21 protein-coding genes and 1 pseudogene are annotated in these 18,345 nt (G+C 41.6%); 8 read left to right on the top strand and 14 right to left on the bottom strand.

What is annotated here, in order from left to right:
* Positions 1–14: 14 nt before the first annotated feature.
* Positions 15–1,040 (bottom strand): TRAP transporter substrate-binding protein, encoded by a 1,026-nt coding sequence (locus AC3AQ9_RS03430; RefSeq protein ID WP_437149288.1) that lies wholly within the window; start codon positions 1,038–1,040, stop codon positions 15–17.
* Positions 1,037–1,702, bottom strand: a complete 666-nt coding sequence (locus AC3AQ9_RS03425; protein WP_488306046.1) for a GntR family transcriptional regulator — start codon at positions 1,700–1,702, stop codon at positions 1,037–1,039. Before AC3AQ9_RS03425 ends, AC3AQ9_RS03430 begins: the two co-directional genes overlap by 4 nt.
* A 278-nt stretch (positions 1,703–1,980) precedes the next feature.
* Here AC3AQ9_RS03425 and AC3AQ9_RS03420 point away from each other — a divergent pair, with 278 nt between their 5' ends.
* Positions 1,981–2,766 (top strand): DUF4240 domain-containing protein, encoded by a 786-nt coding sequence (locus AC3AQ9_RS03420; protein WP_488306045.1) that lies wholly within the window; start codon positions 1,981–1,983, stop codon positions 2,764–2,766.
* Positions 2,767–2,892: 126 nt separating this feature from the next.
* Here the strand turns inward: AC3AQ9_RS03420 and AC3AQ9_RS03415 are convergent, their stop codons facing one another.
* The 8 genes from AC3AQ9_RS03415 to thrS all read right to left on the bottom strand — a co-directional run bounded on the left by AC3AQ9_RS03415 (position 2,893) and on the right by thrS (position 9,842).
* Positions 2,893–3,861, bottom strand: coding sequence for an SMP-30/gluconolactonase/LRE family protein (locus AC3AQ9_RS03415; RefSeq protein ID WP_488306044.1), 969 nt, complete (start codon positions 3,859–3,861; stop codon positions 2,893–2,895).
* 399 nt (positions 3,862–4,260) lie between these two features.
* Positions 4,261–4,548, bottom strand: a complete 288-nt coding sequence (locus AC3AQ9_RS03410) for a DUF2798 domain-containing protein (RefSeq protein ID WP_488306043.1) — start codon at positions 4,546–4,548, stop codon at positions 4,261–4,263.
* A 297-nt stretch (positions 4,549–4,845) separates the two neighbouring features.
* Positions 4,846–5,229 carry a methylglyoxalase gene (locus AC3AQ9_RS03405; protein ID WP_488306042.1) on the bottom strand — a complete coding sequence of 128 codons (384 nt, stop codon included), beginning with the start codon at positions 5,227–5,229 and terminating at the stop codon, positions 4,846–4,848.
* 106 nt (positions 5,230–5,335) lie between these two features.
* Entirely contained in the window at positions 5,336–5,611 is a 276-nt protein-coding gene (locus tag AC3AQ9_RS03400) for an ArsR/SmtB family transcription factor (RefSeq protein WP_488306815.1), read from the bottom strand.
* A gap of 165 nt (positions 5,612–5,776) precedes the next feature.
* Positions 5,777–6,361, bottom strand: a complete 585-nt coding sequence (locus AC3AQ9_RS03395; RefSeq protein WP_488306041.1) for a class I SAM-dependent methyltransferase — start codon at positions 6,359–6,361, stop codon at positions 5,777–5,779.
* Between the two features lie 30 nt (positions 6,362–6,391).
* A complete protein-coding gene (locus AC3AQ9_RS03390) occupies positions 6,392–7,294 on the bottom strand; it encodes an NAD(P)/FAD-dependent oxidoreductase (RefSeq protein WP_488306814.1) in 903 nt (300 codons plus the stop codon).
* Between the two features lie 24 nt (positions 7,295–7,318).
* Positions 7,319–7,747, bottom strand: a complete 429-nt coding sequence (locus AC3AQ9_RS03385) for an RrF2 family transcriptional regulator (protein WP_488306040.1) — start codon at positions 7,745–7,747, stop codon at positions 7,319–7,321.
* Positions 7,748–7,925: 178 nt separating this feature from the next.
* Entirely contained in the window at positions 7,926–9,842 is a 1,917-nt protein-coding gene (gene thrS, locus AC3AQ9_RS03380) for a threonine--tRNA ligase (protein WP_488306039.1), read from the bottom strand.
* A gap of 790 nt (positions 9,843–10,632) precedes the next feature.
* On the opposite strand from thrS, the gene AC3AQ9_RS03375 reads away from it, so the two are divergent.
* Both AC3AQ9_RS03375 and AC3AQ9_RS03370 read left to right on the top strand, forming a co-directional pair.
* Complete coding sequence (locus tag AC3AQ9_RS03375; RefSeq protein ID WP_488306038.1) at positions 10,633–11,475, top strand: DUF4037 domain-containing protein; 843 nt, start codon at positions 10,633–10,635, stop codon at positions 11,473–11,475.
* A 344-nt stretch (positions 11,476–11,819) separates the two neighbouring features.
* Positions 11,820–11,975, top strand: a complete 156-nt coding sequence (locus tag AC3AQ9_RS03370; RefSeq protein ID WP_488306037.1) for a hypothetical protein — start codon at positions 11,820–11,822, stop codon at positions 11,973–11,975.
* Positions 11,976–12,084: 109 nt separating this feature from the next.
* Here the strand turns inward: AC3AQ9_RS03370 and AC3AQ9_RS03365 are convergent, their stop codons facing one another.
* Together AC3AQ9_RS03365 and AC3AQ9_RS03360 are read right to left on the bottom strand one after the other, a co-directional pair.
* The gene (locus AC3AQ9_RS03365; RefSeq protein WP_488306813.1) at positions 12,085–13,053 is read right to left on the bottom strand and encodes an NAD(P)-dependent alcohol dehydrogenase; all 969 of its coding nucleotides are present in this window, start codon (positions 13,051–13,053) and stop codon (positions 12,085–12,087) included.
* Between the two features lie 175 nt (positions 13,054–13,228).
* Positions 13,229–13,846 (bottom strand): YczE/YyaS/YitT family protein, encoded by a 618-nt coding sequence (locus tag AC3AQ9_RS03360; protein WP_488306036.1) that lies wholly within the window; start codon positions 13,844–13,846, stop codon positions 13,229–13,231.
* Between the two features lie 115 nt (positions 13,847–13,961).
* Here AC3AQ9_RS03360 and AC3AQ9_RS03355 point away from each other — a divergent pair, with 115 nt between their 5' ends.
* From AC3AQ9_RS03355 to AC3AQ9_RS03345, 3 genes are read left to right on the top strand one after another with little or no spacing between them, the layout of a single operon-like run.
* Entirely contained in the window at positions 13,962–14,414 is a 453-nt protein-coding gene (locus tag AC3AQ9_RS03355; protein WP_488306035.1) for a MarR family winged helix-turn-helix transcriptional regulator, read from the top strand.
* 25 nt (positions 14,415–14,439) lie between these two features.
* On the top strand, positions 14,440–14,958 hold the full coding sequence (paiA, locus tag AC3AQ9_RS03350) for a spermidine/spermine N(1)-acetyltransferase (RefSeq protein WP_488306034.1): 519 nt from the start codon (positions 14,440–14,442) through the stop codon (positions 14,956–14,958).
* A 24-nt stretch (positions 14,959–14,982) separates the two neighbouring features.
* Positions 14,983–15,603 (top strand): FMN-binding negative transcriptional regulator, encoded by a 621-nt coding sequence (locus tag AC3AQ9_RS03345; RefSeq protein ID WP_488306033.1) that lies wholly within the window; start codon positions 14,983–14,985, stop codon positions 15,601–15,603.
* A 214-nt stretch (positions 15,604–15,817) separates the two neighbouring features.
* Here the strand turns inward: AC3AQ9_RS03345 and AC3AQ9_RS03340 are convergent, their stop codons facing one another.
* Positions 15,818–16,387 carry a DNA-3-methyladenine glycosylase I gene (locus tag AC3AQ9_RS03340; RefSeq protein WP_488306032.1) on the bottom strand — a complete coding sequence of 190 codons (570 nt, stop codon included), beginning with the start codon at positions 16,385–16,387 and terminating at the stop codon, positions 15,818–15,820.
* 226 nt (positions 16,388–16,613) lie between these two features.
* Here AC3AQ9_RS03340 and AC3AQ9_RS03335 point away from each other — a divergent pair, with 226 nt between their 5' ends.
* The gene (locus tag AC3AQ9_RS03335; protein ID WP_488306031.1) at positions 16,614–17,096 is read left to right on the top strand and encodes a universal stress protein; all 483 of its coding nucleotides are present in this window, start codon (positions 16,614–16,616) and stop codon (positions 17,094–17,096) included.
* 100 nt (positions 17,097–17,196) lie between these two features.
* Positions 17,197–17,673, top strand: a pseudogene (locus AC3AQ9_RS03330) (DNA alkylation repair protein); the annotation flags it as partial.
* A gap of 178 nt (positions 17,674–17,851) precedes the next feature.
* Here the strand turns inward: AC3AQ9_RS03330 and AC3AQ9_RS03325 are convergent.
* On the bottom strand, positions 17,852–18,325 hold the full coding sequence (locus AC3AQ9_RS03325) for a DinB family protein (RefSeq protein ID WP_488306030.1): 474 nt from the start codon (positions 18,323–18,325) through the stop codon (positions 17,852–17,854).
* Positions 18,326–18,345 lie beyond the last annotated feature (20 nt).

Raw genomic sequence — 18,345 nt, 5'->3', positions numbered from 1 at the left:
GTTTAGCATCTTCCTTATTTATTCGCTGCAAGTGCCTGATCAATCAGATCCTTGCCGATCTGCTCTTCATATTTTGTATAAACCGGCTCTGCCGCTTCACGGAATGCGTTGCGCTGCTCATCCGTCAACTCGTTGATCTGCATGCCTTCCGTTTCCAATTTTTCAAGGAATTCAGTATCTTGCTGCTGTGCCAGTTCTCGCTGTTCGGTGCGGAACTCTTCAGACGCTTCCATAATCAAGCTTTGCAGATCTTCAGGCAGGCTGTTATAGAAATCATCGTTGACCAACAATGCAGTCGCTGCGTAAACATGGCCTGTCAGTGTCAAGTAATCCTGGACTTCGTAGAATTTGTTTGTGTAGTACAAGGAAATCGGGCAATCCATGGCATCATAAGTGCCTTGCTGAAGCGCCGTGTAAAGTTCACCAAAGGCAAACGGTGATGCATTCGCTCCAAATGCATTGAATGTATCCGTGTGCAGCGGGCTTTCCAATGTTCGCATTTTCAATCCTTCCATATCTTCCGGAGCTTCAACCGGACCTTCGTTGTTTGATACATGACGGAAGCCATTTTCGCCAAATACCAGACCTTTTATGCCGTTGTTTTCCAAATCGGCCATTAACTCTTGCCCTAATTCACCGTCGAGCGCTTTATAAGCGGCTTCGTTGTTATTGAATAAGAATGGCAGATCAAATACCTGAAATTTATCATTGAATGATGCCATTGCAGCCACGGCTGGAATCGTCATTTCAACATTCCCGAGCTGCACAGCTTCAATCGCTTCCCGGTCCGAGCCGTAAAGCTGGCCGTTCGGATAAAGCTCTATCTTTAAGCGGCCATCCGACTCGGCTTCCAATTTCTTTTTAAATGCTTCAGCCGCAATATGAGACGATTGCTCTTCCGGCACTAGATGTGCAATCCTGATTGTGAAAGTCTCACCGCTCGTTTCCCCGTTTTCTGAAGTTGTACCGCCGCTATCCGGGCGCCCACATGCTGATAAAATAAATAGTCCGATAAGTAATAATCCGAGTAATTTCTTCATAATTCCTCCTGTAAGATGTATTTCAGCAATCGGTTTTCAATATTGTCGAGATGAATCACCAATTGCTGTTTGGCTTCATCGATATTTCCTTTTTCAATCGCCTCAATAATCTCCTGGTGTTCGGCGTATGCTTTTTCCGCACTGTCAGCAATTGCGTCGGATAACAGCATAAACGCTCTGCTTCCACCGGTGTTGATTCCTTTTATGAGTTCTTTCAACCGCCTGTTTTTATGGCTCCGGCACAACAAGGAATGAAATTCCTGATCCAAATCCATAAAACTGACAAAGTCTTTTTTCTGGATCGTCTTCCATTGTTGTGCTGCATTTTCCTTCAACTCATCGACGACACGCTTTTGATCTGCTTTCGATAATTTTTCAAGCCCTTGAATTTCCAACAATTTCCGAAGTTCCATAATTTCTACGACATCTTGGCGAGTAAATTTGGCGACGATAGCGGGCCTTGTCTTCCTCAATTCGATAAGCGCATCAACAGCCAGTCTTTTTAACGCTTCTCTCAAAGGCGTTCTGCTGATTCCCAGTTCTACAGCCAGCTTTTCTTCCGGCAGTTCTTCGCCGGGTTTCAACTCTCCTGTGATAATCATTTTCTTGATATACTCGTATGCCTGTTCCGCCAACGTGGCTTTTTTTACTAATTTTTTCATGAATCCTCCTTTCTCATAATTAATCTTCACAGTGTATACTGTATACAGAAAAGTATAGGGGAAGATTTTTGAATTGTAAATGAAATTTTCCGAATTGACTGATATTTACGGTAATACAAAGGAGAAGAGTAATAGATTTGCCTAACTGATTACAACTTTCGAATACCTGCTTCCAAATTTTCATCGCTGTAAAAACTCCTGCTTTTATGTACAATAATAAGAAATGAATGAAAAAAATAGTCGAAAACCGAAATGGAATGGTTCGAGGAGATATGTCATTGGAAACCCTGCTAGTATTTAAAAGTTCATATTCAAATAAGTTTTGGAAAGTTTCTGTGGCAGAAAACTCGTTTGCGGTCACTTACGGAAGAATCGGCACTGCCGGAACAATCAGAGTGAAAGAATTCCCTTCGGCGGAAGCATGCGAAAAGGAAGCCCAGAGGCTCGTTCAATCAAAACTCAAAAAAGGTTATCTGCCGGCTGAAAGGGCTGAACAAGTTGTGCAAGAAAGTATGATGACAGAATCGTACTTCTGGCATTTGATAGATGAATGCGGTGATCATGGTGAAGATCCCCTTGAACATATGGAGTGGCTGGTTTCTCATTTAGCTAAAAAACCGGTACTGGATATCCTGATATTTGAGTCCATCCTGAAAGAGCATTATGCCAAGTCTTATACTTCGGAGTTATGGGCCGCTGCCTATATTGCTATGGGCGGCTGTTCTGATGATTGCTTCGATTATTTCCGTGCATGGATCCTGTACCTGGGGAAAGAAGTTTATTACGAGGCGATTGATGATCCGGAGTCTCTTCTTCCCTATTTACTGCTGCTACAAGAGCAAGAAGAAATTCCCCAATTGGAAGAGTTCCGATTCGTTGCTAGCAGCGCATACGAAGAGAAAACCGGCCAAGAATTTGAAGAATATTTGAACCTGTATGGCCAATTGACGGAACTAGATGACAGCGAACCGGAAATTGATTTAGATTGGGATGAAGACGATCAAGAAGCTTTGCGCAAAACGTTCCCCGAACTTTGGGAAGCTTTTAGCGAAAACCCTTTATAAAAATTGAAGAGGACAAAATAAGCTTCTGTCTCGTTTCAAAAACTAACAAACAGAAAAAAGGGAAGAAAAATTGCAAGTACTCCGCAATTTTTCTTCCCTTTCATTTTCTCTTACTTACAAACCATATTATTGCAATCCGTAAGGCACTAGCCCTTCTTTATTCACTTTAATGCGCCAAACCTCATTTTTGGAAGACTCGGTGACATACAGATAGCCTTCGTGGAATGCCAGATTGGTTGTAAATGTTCCCGTACCTTCAGGTAGACGGATTGTTCCGTATTTGAATCCATCTTTGTCTTGGACAACGACTTCCCCTGCCTGGAAATGGGCTACGTATAGATTTCCTGCTTTGTCGACAGCCAATCCATCCGGTCCGATTCCGCCTTCATATTGTCCAAAGACAAACGGCGTTTCAGGTGATGGAGGTGCATTTTTTGCCGGAGCAGCCAGAACTCTGTTCTTGCCGAACTCGGAAATATAAACACGGCTGCCGTCAGCGGAAATAGCGACTCCGTTCGGATACGCTATTTTATCTGCAAACAAAACTGGCTCTTTGCTGTTTGCCGGCAAGTAGAAGACGCGTCCGACCGGGTTGGTCGCGCTGGATCCCATCGGCTCAGTGAAATACAAGCCGCCGTCTTTATCAAATACTAAATCGTTCAAACCGTTTAACGGCTTGTCTTCATATGTGCTTACAACAGTTTCACTTTTTCCGGTTTTCGGGTCATAAGCATGGATGACTCCAGTAATGTCCGTGATGAAAAGGCGGCCATCTTTGTGGAATTTCGCCCCTACTGGCCCTGGGTATTTTCTGACCTGCTCGACTTTATTCCCTTTTACTTTAAGAAGTTCCCCCGACATCGGGCTGACCATCCAAATGTCGCCTTTACGGTCGAAGTTGATGCCTTCCATAAAGCCGCCATCGCCTTTTACGACTTTTTCCCATTTGGCTTTAGCAGGAATGATTTCCGAGATGCTGTGCCTTTCGCCTTTTGGCACGGGTTTTGTCTCATACAATGATTTTGCGCCGACAAATCCAGCCGCAACAAGCAAGAAAACAAGCAAGATGGCTACTGTAAATCCTTTTTTCTTCATTTACAAAACTCCTCCTTTTGGAATAAATACACTTCATGTTCATGCAGCGGTTTCTGACATTGAATGAAGAGATATCTGGATAAAATACAGATTGCGTCCTAAACAGAAAATCTTCACCAAAATGCTAAACTGCTAGCACAAACTATAACCTTAATATAGAAGTGAAACCACAAGCAATGGTATTTGAGTTTTTTAATTATTCAGTAATTATTTCTCTTTATTCAAAAGATTAACTTTGTTAAACTTATATGCTTTACAGAACCAGGAATTGATGGCAATGTTTTGGCCTTATATAAAAAATTGAAGAATCAACGTTAAAGAACCACTAATTCGAATATAAATTAGCGGCCCTTTTTTCTTTTTATGCTGCTCAAAATGCTCCACCGATTCAATAATTACCTAGCGCTTAGTTCTCTCATTGGCATAATCATCTTCAATGACCAATGGGTTTTCCACGAAATTAATCTTTTTCATCACTTGTTTAATAACAATGGGGAAAAAGTAAGCACCAAAGAATGCGCAAAAGAACGCTTGCGACCAGGTTTTCATCCATTCAAATAAGAAATCCTCAGTGTAGCCTGTACTCAAGGAGACTAATACAAAAGTGATGAAAACAGACATCGACAATGCCATGAGGAATGCAAAGATAATATTTCGGTATTTGATGTTGATTTTTATTGTAGGCACCTCCTTATGGACTAAACAGTAAGCTTGCTTGCCAAACAGCTAATTTAAATTATGTATTGTATATATTTTGCAACAGCATTTAGATTATCATAAGCAATATTTATATTGTTATTATAAGCATTACTACTACAGCGGATTGTCTCATTTTAAGAGTTTGAATAAAATCTTTTGAAAAATTTTGATATCACCTGATTTCTTTTAACATGAAAGAAACCCTAATACAAAAAAGCCTGATTTCTCGGATTTTTTTTGAGAAATTAAGCTTTTTATATTATATTTGGCTACCTGAAATGAAATCTACTGCTGTGCCAGTTGAATAAAGTTGCCACAAGTATCATCGAAGACAGCGATTGTAGTTTCGCCCATTTTCGTCGGCTCTATCGTAAATTTTACGCCCAGTTCCGTTAATCGATTATATTCTTTTTGAATATCTTCAACACCGAACATGGTGGTCGGAATCCCTTCCGCAAATATTTTCTTTTGATACTCTTTTGCAGCAGGATGGTTATTCGGTTCAAGCAAAAGCTCGGTACCGTTTGGATTATCGGGAGAAACAAGCGTGATCCATCTGAATTCACCCATGGGCACATCGTGTTTTTTTACAAACCCAAGCATTTCTGAATAGAACTTTAAGGCTTCGTCTTGATCTTCTACAAATAAACTCGTAACAATGATATTCATTTTGTTTTTGCCTCCTCATATTTTCGCAAAAAAGAACGGTTGCTGAATTCCTGCTCCTTGGTAAATAGCTTATACGCTCGTTGAAGTAAATTTCACTTCCAATAAATTACTCTATCCATCCTTTCAGCAAGTCTTTAAGAGGTTCCTTATTGAACATCAGTACACGATACTTTCCCTTTCGTTCTGATTTTACTAATCCTGCCTCATCCAATACTGCAAGATGTTTGGCAATCGCTTGGCGGGACATATTAAGGTTGTGTTTCGTTATTAACCGCACCGTGAGTTCATACAGCGTCAGTTCATTGCGTTCGGACAATTCATCTAATATCAGCCGCCGGGTCGAGTCACTGAGTGCCTTGAATATTGCATCTTTGTTCTTCATAACTAAAGTATACGCAACCTTTCGGTTGCTTGTCAAGAGACTGGCATATGGTATACCAATTTCCATCTCCTTCAAAATAACAAAGCCTTCAATAATTAAAACCTTTAAAGATACTTGTTATCTGTAATTAAAACAAAAAATTTTGAATGTTCAATATTACTGCCATTACTTTTGCGCAATCAGAATATACAAGGATTCCGTCTGAAAATATTTTTGTGTTACACGCAATCCGGCATCCGTTATTTCTTGTTCCATTCCTGTTGAAGAAATTCTCGGTGCTTTATGAGTGGGCTCTCCTTTTGGCTCCAATTCCACACAGGCTAAATAGCCGCCTTCTTTCAGCACAGCAGTGATTTGCTTTAATGTAGAGCTCAACGGGTTAATTTCGTGCAATACCAAAGAAGCGAGCACTATATCGATGGATGCATCCGGCAGTGAAAATTCAGCGTTGCTTGCCTGAATCGCTTCAATATTGGTGATGTTTTCCTGCAGCGCTTTTGAACGGATAATTTCCAGCATGCTTGGATCAATATCCAGTGCATAAACAATGCCTTTTATCATCTTCGCCGCAGGTATCGATAAATACCCTGTGCCTGCACCGAAATCCAGAATAGTAGCTGTTTCTTTCATTGGAATCATACTCAACAGCTTTTCTGGCGGTAATTCCTCTCTTCTTTTAAAGCTGTCCAAGTAAGATACTTTTCCTCCAGAATGATTTGTTTTTTGATGCTTGCTATGATGATGGTCCATCTATCTATTTCCTCCTCTTTACTGATAAATTTACTTAAATTTTTCTTCAATAAAAGCTGCGTTGACACTAAGTGCAGCCATACTGCCTTCTCCAGCTGCGATAATCAATTGAGACGGCCCACCGATCAGTGTATCTCCGCATGCATAAACCCCTTCAACAGCTGTCCGTTTTAACTCATCTGTTTCTATGCCGCCTAGGGCGTTCAACTTGCAGCCTAACGATAAACCAAAAGAAGCTGCCTGTTCCCATTGCGGTGCGATAAATCCACCTTCGCGAGGCACAACCGTTCCATCCACAAACGCGATATTTTTTAAATATCCTTTTTCGCCAATTAATGACTGAATCTCTTGCTCATAAATTTGGATGCCGTTGCTTTCCAACACTCTTTTTTCGTCCATTGAAAGTACTTGTTTACCGTTCGTACAGACAATTAGATCATCCGACCAGTTAGAAGCTACTTTTGCCAAATGAAAACCCCGGGAGGTTTCTGCAATGACTGCCAACGGCCGGTCTCTCATTTCCCAGCCATCGCAAAATGGGCAACTGAACAGACTGGATCCATAAAACTCTTTTACACGTTCAATGGCCGGAAGAATTTCCTTAAATCCGGTTGCCAGGATAATTTTCTTGGCTTTAAAGATATTCCCATTCACAGTTTCGATTTGAAACAGGCCATTGTCTTTAATCACACTTTGAACCCGCTGTTTTTCGATTTTGACGTCCGGATAATTGCCTAATTCTTCTTGGGCAATTCGCTTTAGCTCTTGCGGATCGATGCCATCTCGCGTCATAAATCCATGGGACTCGGAAGTCACAGCATTTCGTGGCTTGTTGTCATCAAAAAGGATTGTTTTCCTCCTCGATCTTCCAAGAACGAGCGAAGCATTTAACCCAGCCGGCCCCCCGCCGATTACCGCACAATCTATTATCATGGTCATCCTCTCCTCCCATATATTTTACTGTTTAGCTTCTTCGATGCTGTTTTGGCCGTGGCTTTCCATCTTCTTCACAATATCAATTAGTAAACGACTGCCAAGCTCTTCTTTCATGTTTCCTTCAGCTTGTCTCATGACATTTTCAATCAAACAACGTTCATTGTGGTGCAAAGAACAATTGAACAAATTGGTATCTCCTTCAATCGCGTTGATGACATCCAAAAATGAAATCTCATGCGGGGCGCTGGATATTTTATAGCCGCCTTTCACGCCAGGTGTGGATTCGATCAAACCGGCTTTGGTAAGTTTGGTCAGTATTTTGGACAAATAAGTAGGCGAAAGATGCTGCATCTCTGCCAATTCCTGAACACCTATTGTGCTTCCTATAGGCAATCGAATTAAATGCACCATTGTGTGCAAGGCATAGTTTGTTGCATTTGAATATTTCATAAGACCCTCCAGTAAATTTATTTTAAAGATATCACAGACTCTTGTTGTCTTTAATTAAACCCACTATATTCTTTCTTTATTGAGAAGTCAACTTGAAGCTTTTATATTCTACTTTAATGTAAAAAAAAGAAGAAACTTATAATAAGTTTCTTCTCACCTAATTTAATCGGACATAGTCCTATAAACTTTTCGCATCAATTTTCTGTTTTATTTGCTTGATGAAGTCGTTCAGCCCGACCGAATTCGAATCCTTTTGGCTGTATTGTCTAACGTTGACGGAAAGTTTCTCTTTTTCGCTATCTCCTACTACCACGATGTAAGGAATCTTTTTCATCTGAGCTTCCCTCATTTTATATCCAAGCTTTTCATTCCGCATATCCAGTTCTGCACGGATGCCGGCTTTCTTCAATTGCTGCCGGACTTCTATTGCATAGTCGCCGTGGACTTCGTTTGAAACTGCGATGATTTGGACTTGGACAGGAGCCAGCCAGACTGGGAACGCACCCCCAAAATGCTCAACCAAGATGCCGAGGAAACGGTCAATGGAACCAAATACAGCACGGTGGATGACTACCGGACGCACTTTTTGGTTTTGGGCATCGATATAAGCCAAGTCAAACTTCTCCGGCATTTGATAATCCAATTGGACTGTCGCGCATTGATGGCTTCTGTTCAAGGCATCTTTGATATGGATATCGATTTTCGGGCCGTAAAATGCACCGTCGCCTTCGTTGATCTGGTATTCAACATTCAATTTGTTTAGGACATTTTTTAACGCGCTTTCCGCTTCGTTCCACAGTTCTTCATTCCCCATAGAGTTTTCCGGTCTTGTCGAAAGTTCAATGGAGTAGTCAAACCCAAAAGTCGAATAGACTTCGTCTATTAGCTGCAAGGCAGCTGTTATTTCCTGTTCGATCTGATCGGGTCTGACAAATAGATGGGCATCGTCTTGGCAGAAGGACCGGACACGAAGCATGCCGTTCAAGGCGCCACTGAATTCGTGGCGGTGAACTTGTCCGAACTCAGCCATCCGGATGGGCAGTTCACGGTAGGAATGGAGCTTGTCTTTGAAAATTAGCATATGCCCGGGGCAGTTCATCGGCTTTAAGGCAAACGATTGCTCATCTACTTCTGAAAAATACATGTTTTCCTTATAATGATCCCAATGCCCTGAATTTTCCCATAGCCTTCGGTTCATCATGATCGGCGTCCGGACTTCCTGATAATCATTGGCCTGCTGTAAGCTTCTTAAAAATACCTCCAGTTCATTTCGGATGATTTGGCCATTTGGCAAATAGAAAGGCATGCCGGGAGCTTCTTCTGAAAACATGAACAGCTCCAATTCGCCGCCAAGTTTCCGGTGATTTCTTTTTTGCGCTTCTTCAAGAAAATGAAAATGCTCTTCCAATTCGTTCTTTGAAGAAAAAGCTACTCCATAGATGCGCTGGAGCATTTTATTGCGGCTGTCCCCGCGCCAATAAGCACCCGATACATGAGTCAATTGGAAGGCTTTCAAAAATCGGGAAGCCGGCAAATGCGGGCCGCGGCATAAATCGACAAACTCACCTTGGCGATAAACAGTGATCGGCTCTGTTTCCGGTATATCGGCTAAAAGTTCAAGCTTTAACGGATCGTCAGCAAAAAGTTCTGCTGCAGCTTCGTGCGATAGTTCTTCCCGCTGAATTTCAAGGTTTTCCGAAACGATTTTCTTCATTTCTTTCTCAATTTTCTTTAAGTCATCGTTTGCCAGCGAATGCGGCAATTCAAAATCGTAGTAAAACCCGTTGTCGATAACCGGACCAACGCCAAGATGCACATTCCCATAAAGCCGTTTGACGGCTTGTGCCATGATATGGGTTGCTGTATGCCTCATGATTTCTACTCCAACCGGTGATTGGACATCATAGAACTCGATTTCTGTATCTTTGTGGATCTTTCTTTCCAGATCCACTACTAAGCCGTTCACCTTTCCGGCAATTGCGCGCTTTTTCAAGCTCGGGCTGATGGATGCAGCGATTTCGCTTAAGGAAATGCCTTGTTCAAATTTCTGTTGTTTTCCGTCTGGAAACTTAACGCCCACTTCGTTGTTACTCATCTCCACCACTCCTCTTAAAATATAAAAGACACACGCATCCCTCTATAGGGACGAGTGTGTCTTTTACCCGTGGTTCCACCCAGCTTCCCACCCATTTCAACCAACAAAATATGGCGGCTCTGTTTCAGCTTTATCGCAGCTTCTGCGGCACCGGCTACTATTTTCACCGGCACGGCTCAAAGGCGGTAAATTTCTCTGCAGCATTAGAAAGCTCTCACCACTGCTTCCCTCTCTGTAAACCGTCCAGAAAAATTCATGTCCCCGTCAACGCATCATCTATTAAGTTAAAATAAAAAAACATACGCATCCCTCTAAAGGGACGAGTATGTTTTGATCTCGTGGTTCCACCCAGCTTCCCATCAATTGTAAACAAAATCGATGGCTCTGTGTCAGCTTTATCGCAGCTTCTGCGGTACCCGCTACTATTCTTTCACCGGTACTGCTCAAAGGCGGTAAATTTTTCTGCAGCGTCAGGAAGCTCTCAGCAATGCTTCCCTTTCTGTAAACCGTTAAGAAAAATTCATGTCCTTGTCATGGCATTCAATAATTATCTTTCAATTAATATAAACGGATGGTTCTTTTTTGTCAATTCGTTAAATTGAATATTCCAGAAAAATAAAAAAGTTCCACAAGGTTTTTCCAAAACATTTTAAGTTTCTTTCCAAAGCACTCATTGACAAGCACGTTTTAGCTTTTGCAGTATTCATATACTGTTTTTACGATATCATATTAGTTATAGAAGAAACCCATGAATAAAATCAAAACAGAAAAATTAAGGAGGCATCCATCTTTGAATGTCCATACATATTGGAGATTAGAAATCGCAAAACAACTTTCCAAGCAATTAACCCACTATCCCGGAGTCCGGTCTATTGTTGCGGCTGGTTCGGCCGCTCGGAATTATTCCGACGGCTATTCTGACCTGGAACTAATTTTATACTGGGACAAAGAGCCAGAAGATCAATTGAAAAATGATATTTCCATGATGTTAAAGGCTGACCACCGTTATCCTGAAACGCATTTCGCCTATCATAGTGCTTTGATTATCGACGGCTTCCCAGTCGATATTTGGCATAAATCTTCTTTTGATGAAGAAGCAAGTATTACAAGTGTAGTCGACGACTGCAGCACCGATTTGGATGCCAGCAATATTGTGGATACGATGCGCTTTTGCATCCCATTGCATGGCAGTGAATTTATACAGCCATGGAAAGACCGGGTTGAAAACTATCCGACAGAACTTGCCGAACGTTTTTTCAAAGATTACTTGCCGCACTTTCATCTCCGGCATATTTATTTGGAATCAAAACGCGATAACCCTACCGCTTTCTATAATATGCTTAGCAATATCCAATGCAGTTTGTTTGTGATTCTTCTCGCGTTGAATAAATCCTACTTCCCGACTTATAAATGGATATACAAACGATTGGCAGAATTGCCTTTCAAACCGGAAAACATTGAAGTCCGGCTTCGGAACATGTACAAAGAAAAACCGGAAGCTGCTGTCGGACTGCTTTGCAGCTTATTGTCAGACACCCTAACACTTATAGAAATGCATCATCCTGCCTTCGATACTTATACAGCACGCCAGGAATTATTACAGCCATTGCCTAAAACTTTCAGGCCCGTTTAATCATTGACTGACTAGAGTTTTCGAAGCTTATTAAAATCATGCTTTCTAAAAACAGAAGACAAAAAAGCTTCTTAGGAAGCTTGAGCTTGTAGACAAAAAATATACTTTCAATCAAGTGAATAACTATCAACAACAAGGTTCTCCCCTCGGTTCCTGCGCTTTAACCGGACGCTTTCCGCGGGCTCGCGCCGAACTAACTCGGGACTAGCGCCTGGGTGGATTTCGGCACTTCGCTATCCCGCAGGAGACGCCGGTTTCCGCTGCGGAACCTGGCGTGAAGTGAAAACCGAATGCCGCTTCTCCTCACTTATCGGAAAAGCTGCATCTTGGATGGAAGGGATTCCGTGAAGTCAAGCGACACCCCCAACTGGTCCGGACACGAGACTCCTGTGGGACCAGCGCGAGCCGAAGACCCTGGAGCGAACGCAGTGAGTGAAGCGGCTGAGGCCGTGCCCACGGAAAGCGAAGTGGGCGGACCGGTTGGGGGTTATACCATCTGATTCATTTCAAGCACACTTTGTCAACAGTCTGAAGCTTCTTAGGAAGCTTCTTTGCCTTTTACACTTGGAGCATTTTTGACTGTCTGTATGACAATTCTATTCACGAAAATTATTCAGCTGGAATCAAATTGATGACTACGCTGCCGCGTTTGTGCCCGGTTTCAACGTATCTATGCGCAGCAGCAGCTTGATCCAAAGAGTAACGCCGGTCTATTACCGACTGGATTTTCCCTGCCTCGATCAACTCTTTTAGGAAAAGCAGATCCTCTTTGTGCATCTTCGCTACTCCGCCTTTCATTTTCTTATTGCCTCTAATCGAAGTAGCGATCATTTGCACATATTGCGGCAATCCCGCTACCGCTGCCAGGTAAATCCCGTTTTTCCTCAAAGAGCTTTTGCATTTTGAAAAAGAAGTTTTGCCGACCGTATCAAAAATAAGATCAAAAGTCATACCGGATTTGGTGAAATCTTCTTGGGTATAATCGATGACATGGTCAGCACCCAATGACTTGACCAGCGCCACATTTCTGCCGCTGCAGACCGCTGTAACCTGCGTGCCGAAATGCTTGGCCAACTGTACTGCATATGTGCCCAATGCACCGGAAGCACCGTAAATGAGCACTTTTTGCCCTTCCCGTATATGCCCTTTATCTCTTAGGAAAAATAAAGAAGTTGTCGCTCCAAATGGAACGGAAGCAGCTTCTTCAAATGTCATGTTGGCCGGTTTGAGGGCGATAGCACCTTCTTCTTTCACGCATACATATTCCGCGTTTGCGCCAAGCTTCGTTCCGGTGCCGCAAAATACCAAATTCCCTTTTTTAAATGTTTTAACGTCTTTTCCAACAGCTTCTACTTCTCCAGACAGCTCCGTTCCCAATATCCCGACTTTCGGTTTTTTAATGCCATAGAAAAAGCGGACAGCAAACGGATCCGCTTTTCTCACTCTGCAGTCACCCGTGCTCGCCGTCGTGGCATGCACTTTAACCAGTACTTCGTTATCTTTGGGAATAGGCTTTTCAACTTCTCTTAGCTCCAGAACCTCCGGTGGACCGTACTTTTTATACACACTCGCTTTCATCATGAAAACCTCCCTTCTTAATTTTTTAAGGGTTTAACTTGAAAGCACAAGCTTTGCTGATTGCCTTTTTTGCAACAGCAGATAAGTCCCGACTTAAAAAGTTTGAATTTTCAGATTCAATTAAAGTGTATACATATAGAACTTCATTAGCAATCTAATTTTTATATTATAAGAGTCAAGGCAGCAGCGTATGTGAATTCATTAAAATTCGGTCTAATGCCTTTCCTATTGGCTGCATGAAGAAATTAAGAATCAGCCCTCCCAAGCAAACGGTCAATAAAGTTCCGATGCCTATCGGACCTTTCAGCATAAAGGCCATAATCAAGAATACAACGTAAATGAATGTTCTTGACATAAATATATTCGTTCCAGTCAGTTCCTTTAAAATCAATGTCAGCCGGTCCACAGGAATCGGCGCGAAATTCGTGTGCAGGTAAATAGCTGTCCCTAACCCCATCACAATCAGGCCAATCGCAAAGCAAACCGCTTGGCTTGGCCATAGTTCGGGCGTAATCACATCGCTCAAAAGGAATAGCCAAAAATCTATGCCGATTCCCGTTATAACTGCTGTCGCCAGCCCGAGAACTTCAGGGCGCTGTTTTATCAATAGTGAATTGCATCCGATGATCAGGATAGCCAGCACAACTTCCCAGCTTCCTACTGTCAGCCCCACCCTTTCAGACAGCCCTACCAACACAGCATCAAATGGAGAAGTTCCAAGGTCTGATTGTATGGTAAAAGCTATTCCTAAAGTTAAAAGAAGAATTCCTAAAACAAAAATAATATATTTCACTTTGTACACCTTCTTCCCACAGATTATTATTGCAATTGCAACAAATATCGAGTACATTCAATATATACTTTTCTTTATTGCATTTGCAACAAAAATATTTAAAAAGGAGCTTATCATGAAAGAAATTTTACGTGAAATCGGCATGATCGCTAGGGCATTGGATTCCATCAGCAATATCGAATTTAAAGAATTTGATCTCACCAAAGGGCAGTATTTGTACTTAGTCCGAATATGCGAGAACCCCGGAATCATCCAGGAACAATTAATTGATATGATCAAAGTGGACCGTTCCACTGCCACTCGCGCAATCCAAAAACTGGAAACGAATGGCTTTGTTGAAAAAAAAGAAGATCCGAATAATAAGAAGGTGAAAAAGCTATTTCCAACGGACAAAGGCAAAACGGTCTACCCTTTCATCAAGAGGGAAAATAATCATTCTGATCAAGTGGCGTTAGAAGGCTTTTCAAAAAAAGAAGCAGAAACTGCGTTTGACTTGCTGCTGCGAATCCGAAAAAATGTTGAAAAAGACTGGGAGTTTGTCAAAAAAGGCAACAAGCGAGACTATTAAAGTATGTTAGGAGCGACATATCAGAATGACAATGACGATAAAGAAATGCACACTTGAAGATATCTATGACCTTCAAGTAATCAGTGTTGAGACATTTACCGAGACTTTTGAAGAACATAATACACCTGAACATTTAAATGCCTATCTGGAAAAAGCCTATAACTTGAAGCAGTTGGAACAGGAATTAGCCGATCCGTCTTCAGAATTCTTCTTTGTTTATTTCAATGAGGAAGTTGCCGGCTACTTGAAGATCAACACAGAAGATGCCCAGTCCGAACCGATGGGCAGTGATTTTCTGGAAGTCGAGCGGATTTATGTAAGGAAAAAATTTCATAAACACGGTCTTGGAAAGCTCCTGCTGAACAAGGCGTTTGAACTTGCGCTGGAGCAGAAGAAAAAGAAAATTTGGCTGGGTGTCTGGGAAGATAATGCCAATGCCATTGCGTTTTATCAGAAAAAAGGTTTTGTCCAAACAGGTGCCCACTCATTCTTTATGGGCGATGATGAACAAATAGACTTAATCATGACCAAAACACTCCAATAAATTTTATGCGAAAGGCGGAACATCATGTATATTCCAAAGCATTTTAAAGTTACAGATGTTGAAGAAATCCGGGAATTCGTCCAACACAATTCCTTTGGAACGCTTGTCACCACCAAAAAAGGCAAACCCATTGCGACTCATCTGCCGCTGCAGCTGATAAAAGAAGAAGAGGATTATTACATAACCGGGCATATGGCTTACGGAAATCCCCAGTGGCGGACATTCGAAGCTTCAGAGGATATTCTGGTTATGTTCCAAGGCCCCCACGCTTACATCTCTTCTTCCTGGTACCAACAGGAAAATGTCCCGACATGGAACTATCAGGCGGTGCATGTATATGGAAAAGCCACCATTTTAGAAGAAGAAGAATTAAAGCAGGATTTGACCAGGCTGCTACAGAAATATGAAAGCCACCGGAAGGATCCTGTTCTCTGGGCCAAGCTCTCCCCTTCCTTATTGGAAAAAGAAGTGAAAGGCATTGTCGGATTTAAGATTCACGTAAAAGAAATCCAGGCGGCTTATAAAATGAGCCAGAACCGAAATGAAGAGGATTATCAAAACATCGTCGCGAAACTCCATGAGGAAAAAGATCCGAATTCGCTTCAAGTGGCTCAAGTGATGGGAAAAAAGATAAAAAAAGACTAAGAGATTGTTCTAATAAGAAACATTAGTAAATTGACATTTTGCAGACGCATAAATCCTCAATATAAAAACGGAACATTTATCGGTTCATTCTACATTCTATTGGAGCGAAGATAGAATGAACTTTTTGCAAAATGGGGAATTTCTTCTCTAAGTCTCTAAACTCGGAAAAGCGGCAGGTTCATCAACCTGCCGCTTTTTCATGCTCTTTCGTTACTCAATCTGCTGATTTATTTGAAGTATGAAAAGTACAAGTTTTAATATGGTCATCTACCATTCCGATTGCTTGCATAAACGAGTAAATGATAACTGGACCCACAAATTTAAATCCCCGCTTTTTTAACTCTTTGCTAATCTGGATTGATAAAGGAGATTGCGCTGGCATCTCTACTTCTGTCTCCCAATCGTTGATTATTGGCTGAAAGTCGACAAAGCTCCATAAATACTCGGAAAAACTTTTAAATTCCTTTTGTATTATTAAAACGGCTTCCGCATTGGTCCGAATGGATTGAAGCTTCGCTGAGTGTTTAATCACGTTATAATTTTCTTTGATAACTTCGATATCAGCGTCAGTCAGCTTTGAGCAAAAATCAATATCAAAATGATGAAAGGCTTCTTGATACGCTTTACGTTTGGATAAAACAATACTCCAGGATAATCCGGCTTGGGCTCCTTCCAACGACAGCATCTCAAATATATACCGATCATCCCGGTTGGGTCTGCACCATTCTTCATCATGATAAGCCTGCATCTGTTCACTGCTTTCTGGCCATTTACATTGGGACATCGCTTGTTCCCCCTCTTTCTATTGTCTAAATCTACTATAACATTCTTAAAAAGCTACCCGGGTTTAATCCTCTTTCCTCTTGCAGAAATCCTCTTTTAATCAAAGGTAATTTATTTGTTCAATCTCAGTTTAAAATAAACACAAGACCTGTCTTATTCCAAGCAGGATTTTAACCTCTTATTGGAGAAAATATGTCGTAGTACTTTTCATGACAGGAGGAATAGCGGTGACTTTAGCTTATAAACGCATACTTGTAGCAGTTGATGGATCAGATGAAGCCGAATGGGCATTTAGGAAGTCGGTTGGAATCGCCCAGCGAAACAATGCCATACTGAATATCATTTTTGTAATAGATACCCGCTCCTTCACTGCCGTCAAATTCAATGAATTGGATATTGAAGAACAAGCAAACGAGTTTGCACGAGAACTTCTTGATAGATATAAAAAAGAAGCCGAAGCCGCGGGTGTTCAAAATGTGAATGTCATCATCACTCCAGGCTCCCCCAAAAAAACCATCAGCCGTGAGTTCGCCAAACGGGTTGAGGCGGACCTTATTATATGCGGTGCATCCGGGATGAATGCATTTGAACGTTATATGATGGGAAGTGTCTCACAGCATATTGTCCGTAACAGTTCTTGTGATGTTCTGGTAGTCCGTATAGATGATTCAGATAAAGCTGAAAATCAGAGACAAACAGATTTTGAATAAATGAGCCATATAGCCAAAACCATTTCCCTTTGGGGGAATGGTTTTAGTTTATTTTCTAACCCATGACATATATGGCGAAATAACGATTTCCGACATGAAGACGGAGGAGGAATTTGAACGCTGGATGGACGAGGCATATTTTTATATGCTGTCCGATTACGTGGTGGCGGTTTCGCTGGCAGAAGCCGATTTTGCACAAGCGCTTTCCGATAAATGGATTGCCAGCGGCGAGGAACTTAAAATGTCGGCAGGCTGGAGCTGTTATTGCTGGCTTTTAGGCAATCGTTCGGATAATGAATTTGATCCTGACAAGCTTTCTGCAATGCTCGGCCAAGTGGCAAACACGATTCACGAATCCCCTGACCGTACCAAAATTTCGATGAATAATTTTATTTACACAGCAGCAATTTCATATATACCACTCCATGAACAGGCAATAGTGACGGCATAAACAGTAGGACCCGTCGAAATCCGGAAAAATCAGAAAAAAAGCAGCACACTTCTTGTTGCCGAAACGTTTCAAAAAGAAATGGATCGAGGAAACCTGGGCTTTAAACGCATATATGTAAGGTGTTAAGTGAGCATTTAAGATGCGAATACCAAAAAAAGCTGAATCCTGGCCTTATGGATTCAACTTTTTAATTAGCTTTTCCCTTAAAATGCTCTTTCTTCAAAGAAGTAATTATTGAAGAATTTTAATAAAACCGTCCTCTCATATTTTTTATTCTCTTTTTAGTCCTATAAAGAAAGTCCCCTTATTCGAACAGTCGGACTTTTGGATTTCGTTTTAGAACATGGACAAGCATGGCGTGCAGCTGCCCACTGTGATGATAGAAATGAGACTGCGTGTCAAGAAGCCACTCATACCGGGAATGAACAGCACCAAAGAAGGATGTTGTTTCCCTTAATAACTCATTATCCTCTAGTTCACTTATGCCTTTTCTTAAAAATGAGTAATTATCAATTAAAGTGGCGGTAATGGCTTGAAGATTCACTTCTGGCTTTGTCTCCTCGTAATAGTGGTCTAACTCCTCCTCTGAAGCTCCTAAGCCAATTAAAAAATCTGCTTTGCATATAAGGGCCATATGAGCAAGCAATTCACCGATCGACCATTTCTCTGCAGTCGGTTTAATATTCAAGTCTTCATCACTCAACAAATCCATCAGCTGGATTACAGAATCCACCGCTAAGTCCATCTGGTAAACAATTCCTTTACAGTATACATTCATCTTAGACCTCCTTTTTATAA

Source organism: Planococcus sp. VCh962, from assembly GCF_057748275.1.
Note: the sequence above shows the minus strand (reverse complement) of the source record. Positions and strands in the feature narration are given on the sequence as shown.

Coding starts and splice junctions, on each gene's coding strand:
- AC3AQ9_RS03400 (WP_488306815.1), bottom strand. CDS start 5,611: ATGAAGAACAAAGATGCAATATTCAAGGCACTCAGTGACTCGACCCGG.
- paiA (WP_488306034.1), top strand. CDS start 14,440: ATGACAATGACGATAAAGAAATGCACACTTGAAGATATCTATGACCTT.
- AC3AQ9_RS03345 (WP_488306033.1), top strand. CDS start 14,983: ATGTATATTCCAAAGCATTTTAAAGTTACAGATGTTGAAGAAATCCGG.
- AC3AQ9_RS03430 (WP_437149288.1), bottom strand. CDS start 1,040: ATGAAGAAATTACTCGGATTATTACTTATCGGACTATTTATTTTATCA.
- AC3AQ9_RS03425 (WP_488306046.1), bottom strand. CDS start 1,702: ATGAAAAAATTAGTAAAAAAAGCCACGTTGGCGGAACAGGCATACGAG.
- AC3AQ9_RS03355 (WP_488306035.1), top strand. CDS start 13,962: ATGAAAGAAATTTTACGTGAAATCGGCATGATCGCTAGGGCATTGGAT.
- AC3AQ9_RS03325 (WP_488306030.1), bottom strand. CDS start 18,325: ATGAATGTATACTGTAAAGGAATTGTTTACCAGATGGACTTAGCGGTG.
- AC3AQ9_RS03415 (WP_488306044.1), bottom strand. CDS start 3,861: ATGAAGAAAAAAGGATTTACAGTAGCCATCTTGCTTGTTTTCTTGCTT.
- AC3AQ9_RS03390 (WP_488306814.1), bottom strand. CDS start 7,294: ATGATAATAGATTGTGCGGTAATCGGCGGGGGGCCGGCTGGGTTAAAT.
- AC3AQ9_RS03340 (WP_488306032.1), bottom strand. CDS start 16,387: ATGTCCCAATGTAAATGGCCAGAAAGCAGTGAACAGATGCAGGCTTAT.
- AC3AQ9_RS03365 (WP_488306813.1), bottom strand. CDS start 13,053: ATGAAAGCGAGTGTGTATAAAAAGTACGGTCCACCGGAGGTTCTGGAG.
- thrS (WP_488306039.1), bottom strand. CDS start 9,842: ATGAGTAACAACGAAGTGGGCGTTAAGTTTCCAGACGGAAAACAACAG.
- AC3AQ9_RS03395 (WP_488306041.1), bottom strand. CDS start 6,361: ATGGACCATCATCATAGCAAGCATCAAAAAACAAATCATTCTGGAGGA.
- AC3AQ9_RS03385 (WP_488306040.1), bottom strand. CDS start 7,747: ATGAAATATTCAAATGCAACAAACTATGCCTTGCACACAATGGTGCAT.
- AC3AQ9_RS03405 (WP_488306042.1), bottom strand. CDS start 5,229: ATGAATATCATTGTTACGAGTTTATTTGTAGAAGATCAAGACGAAGCC.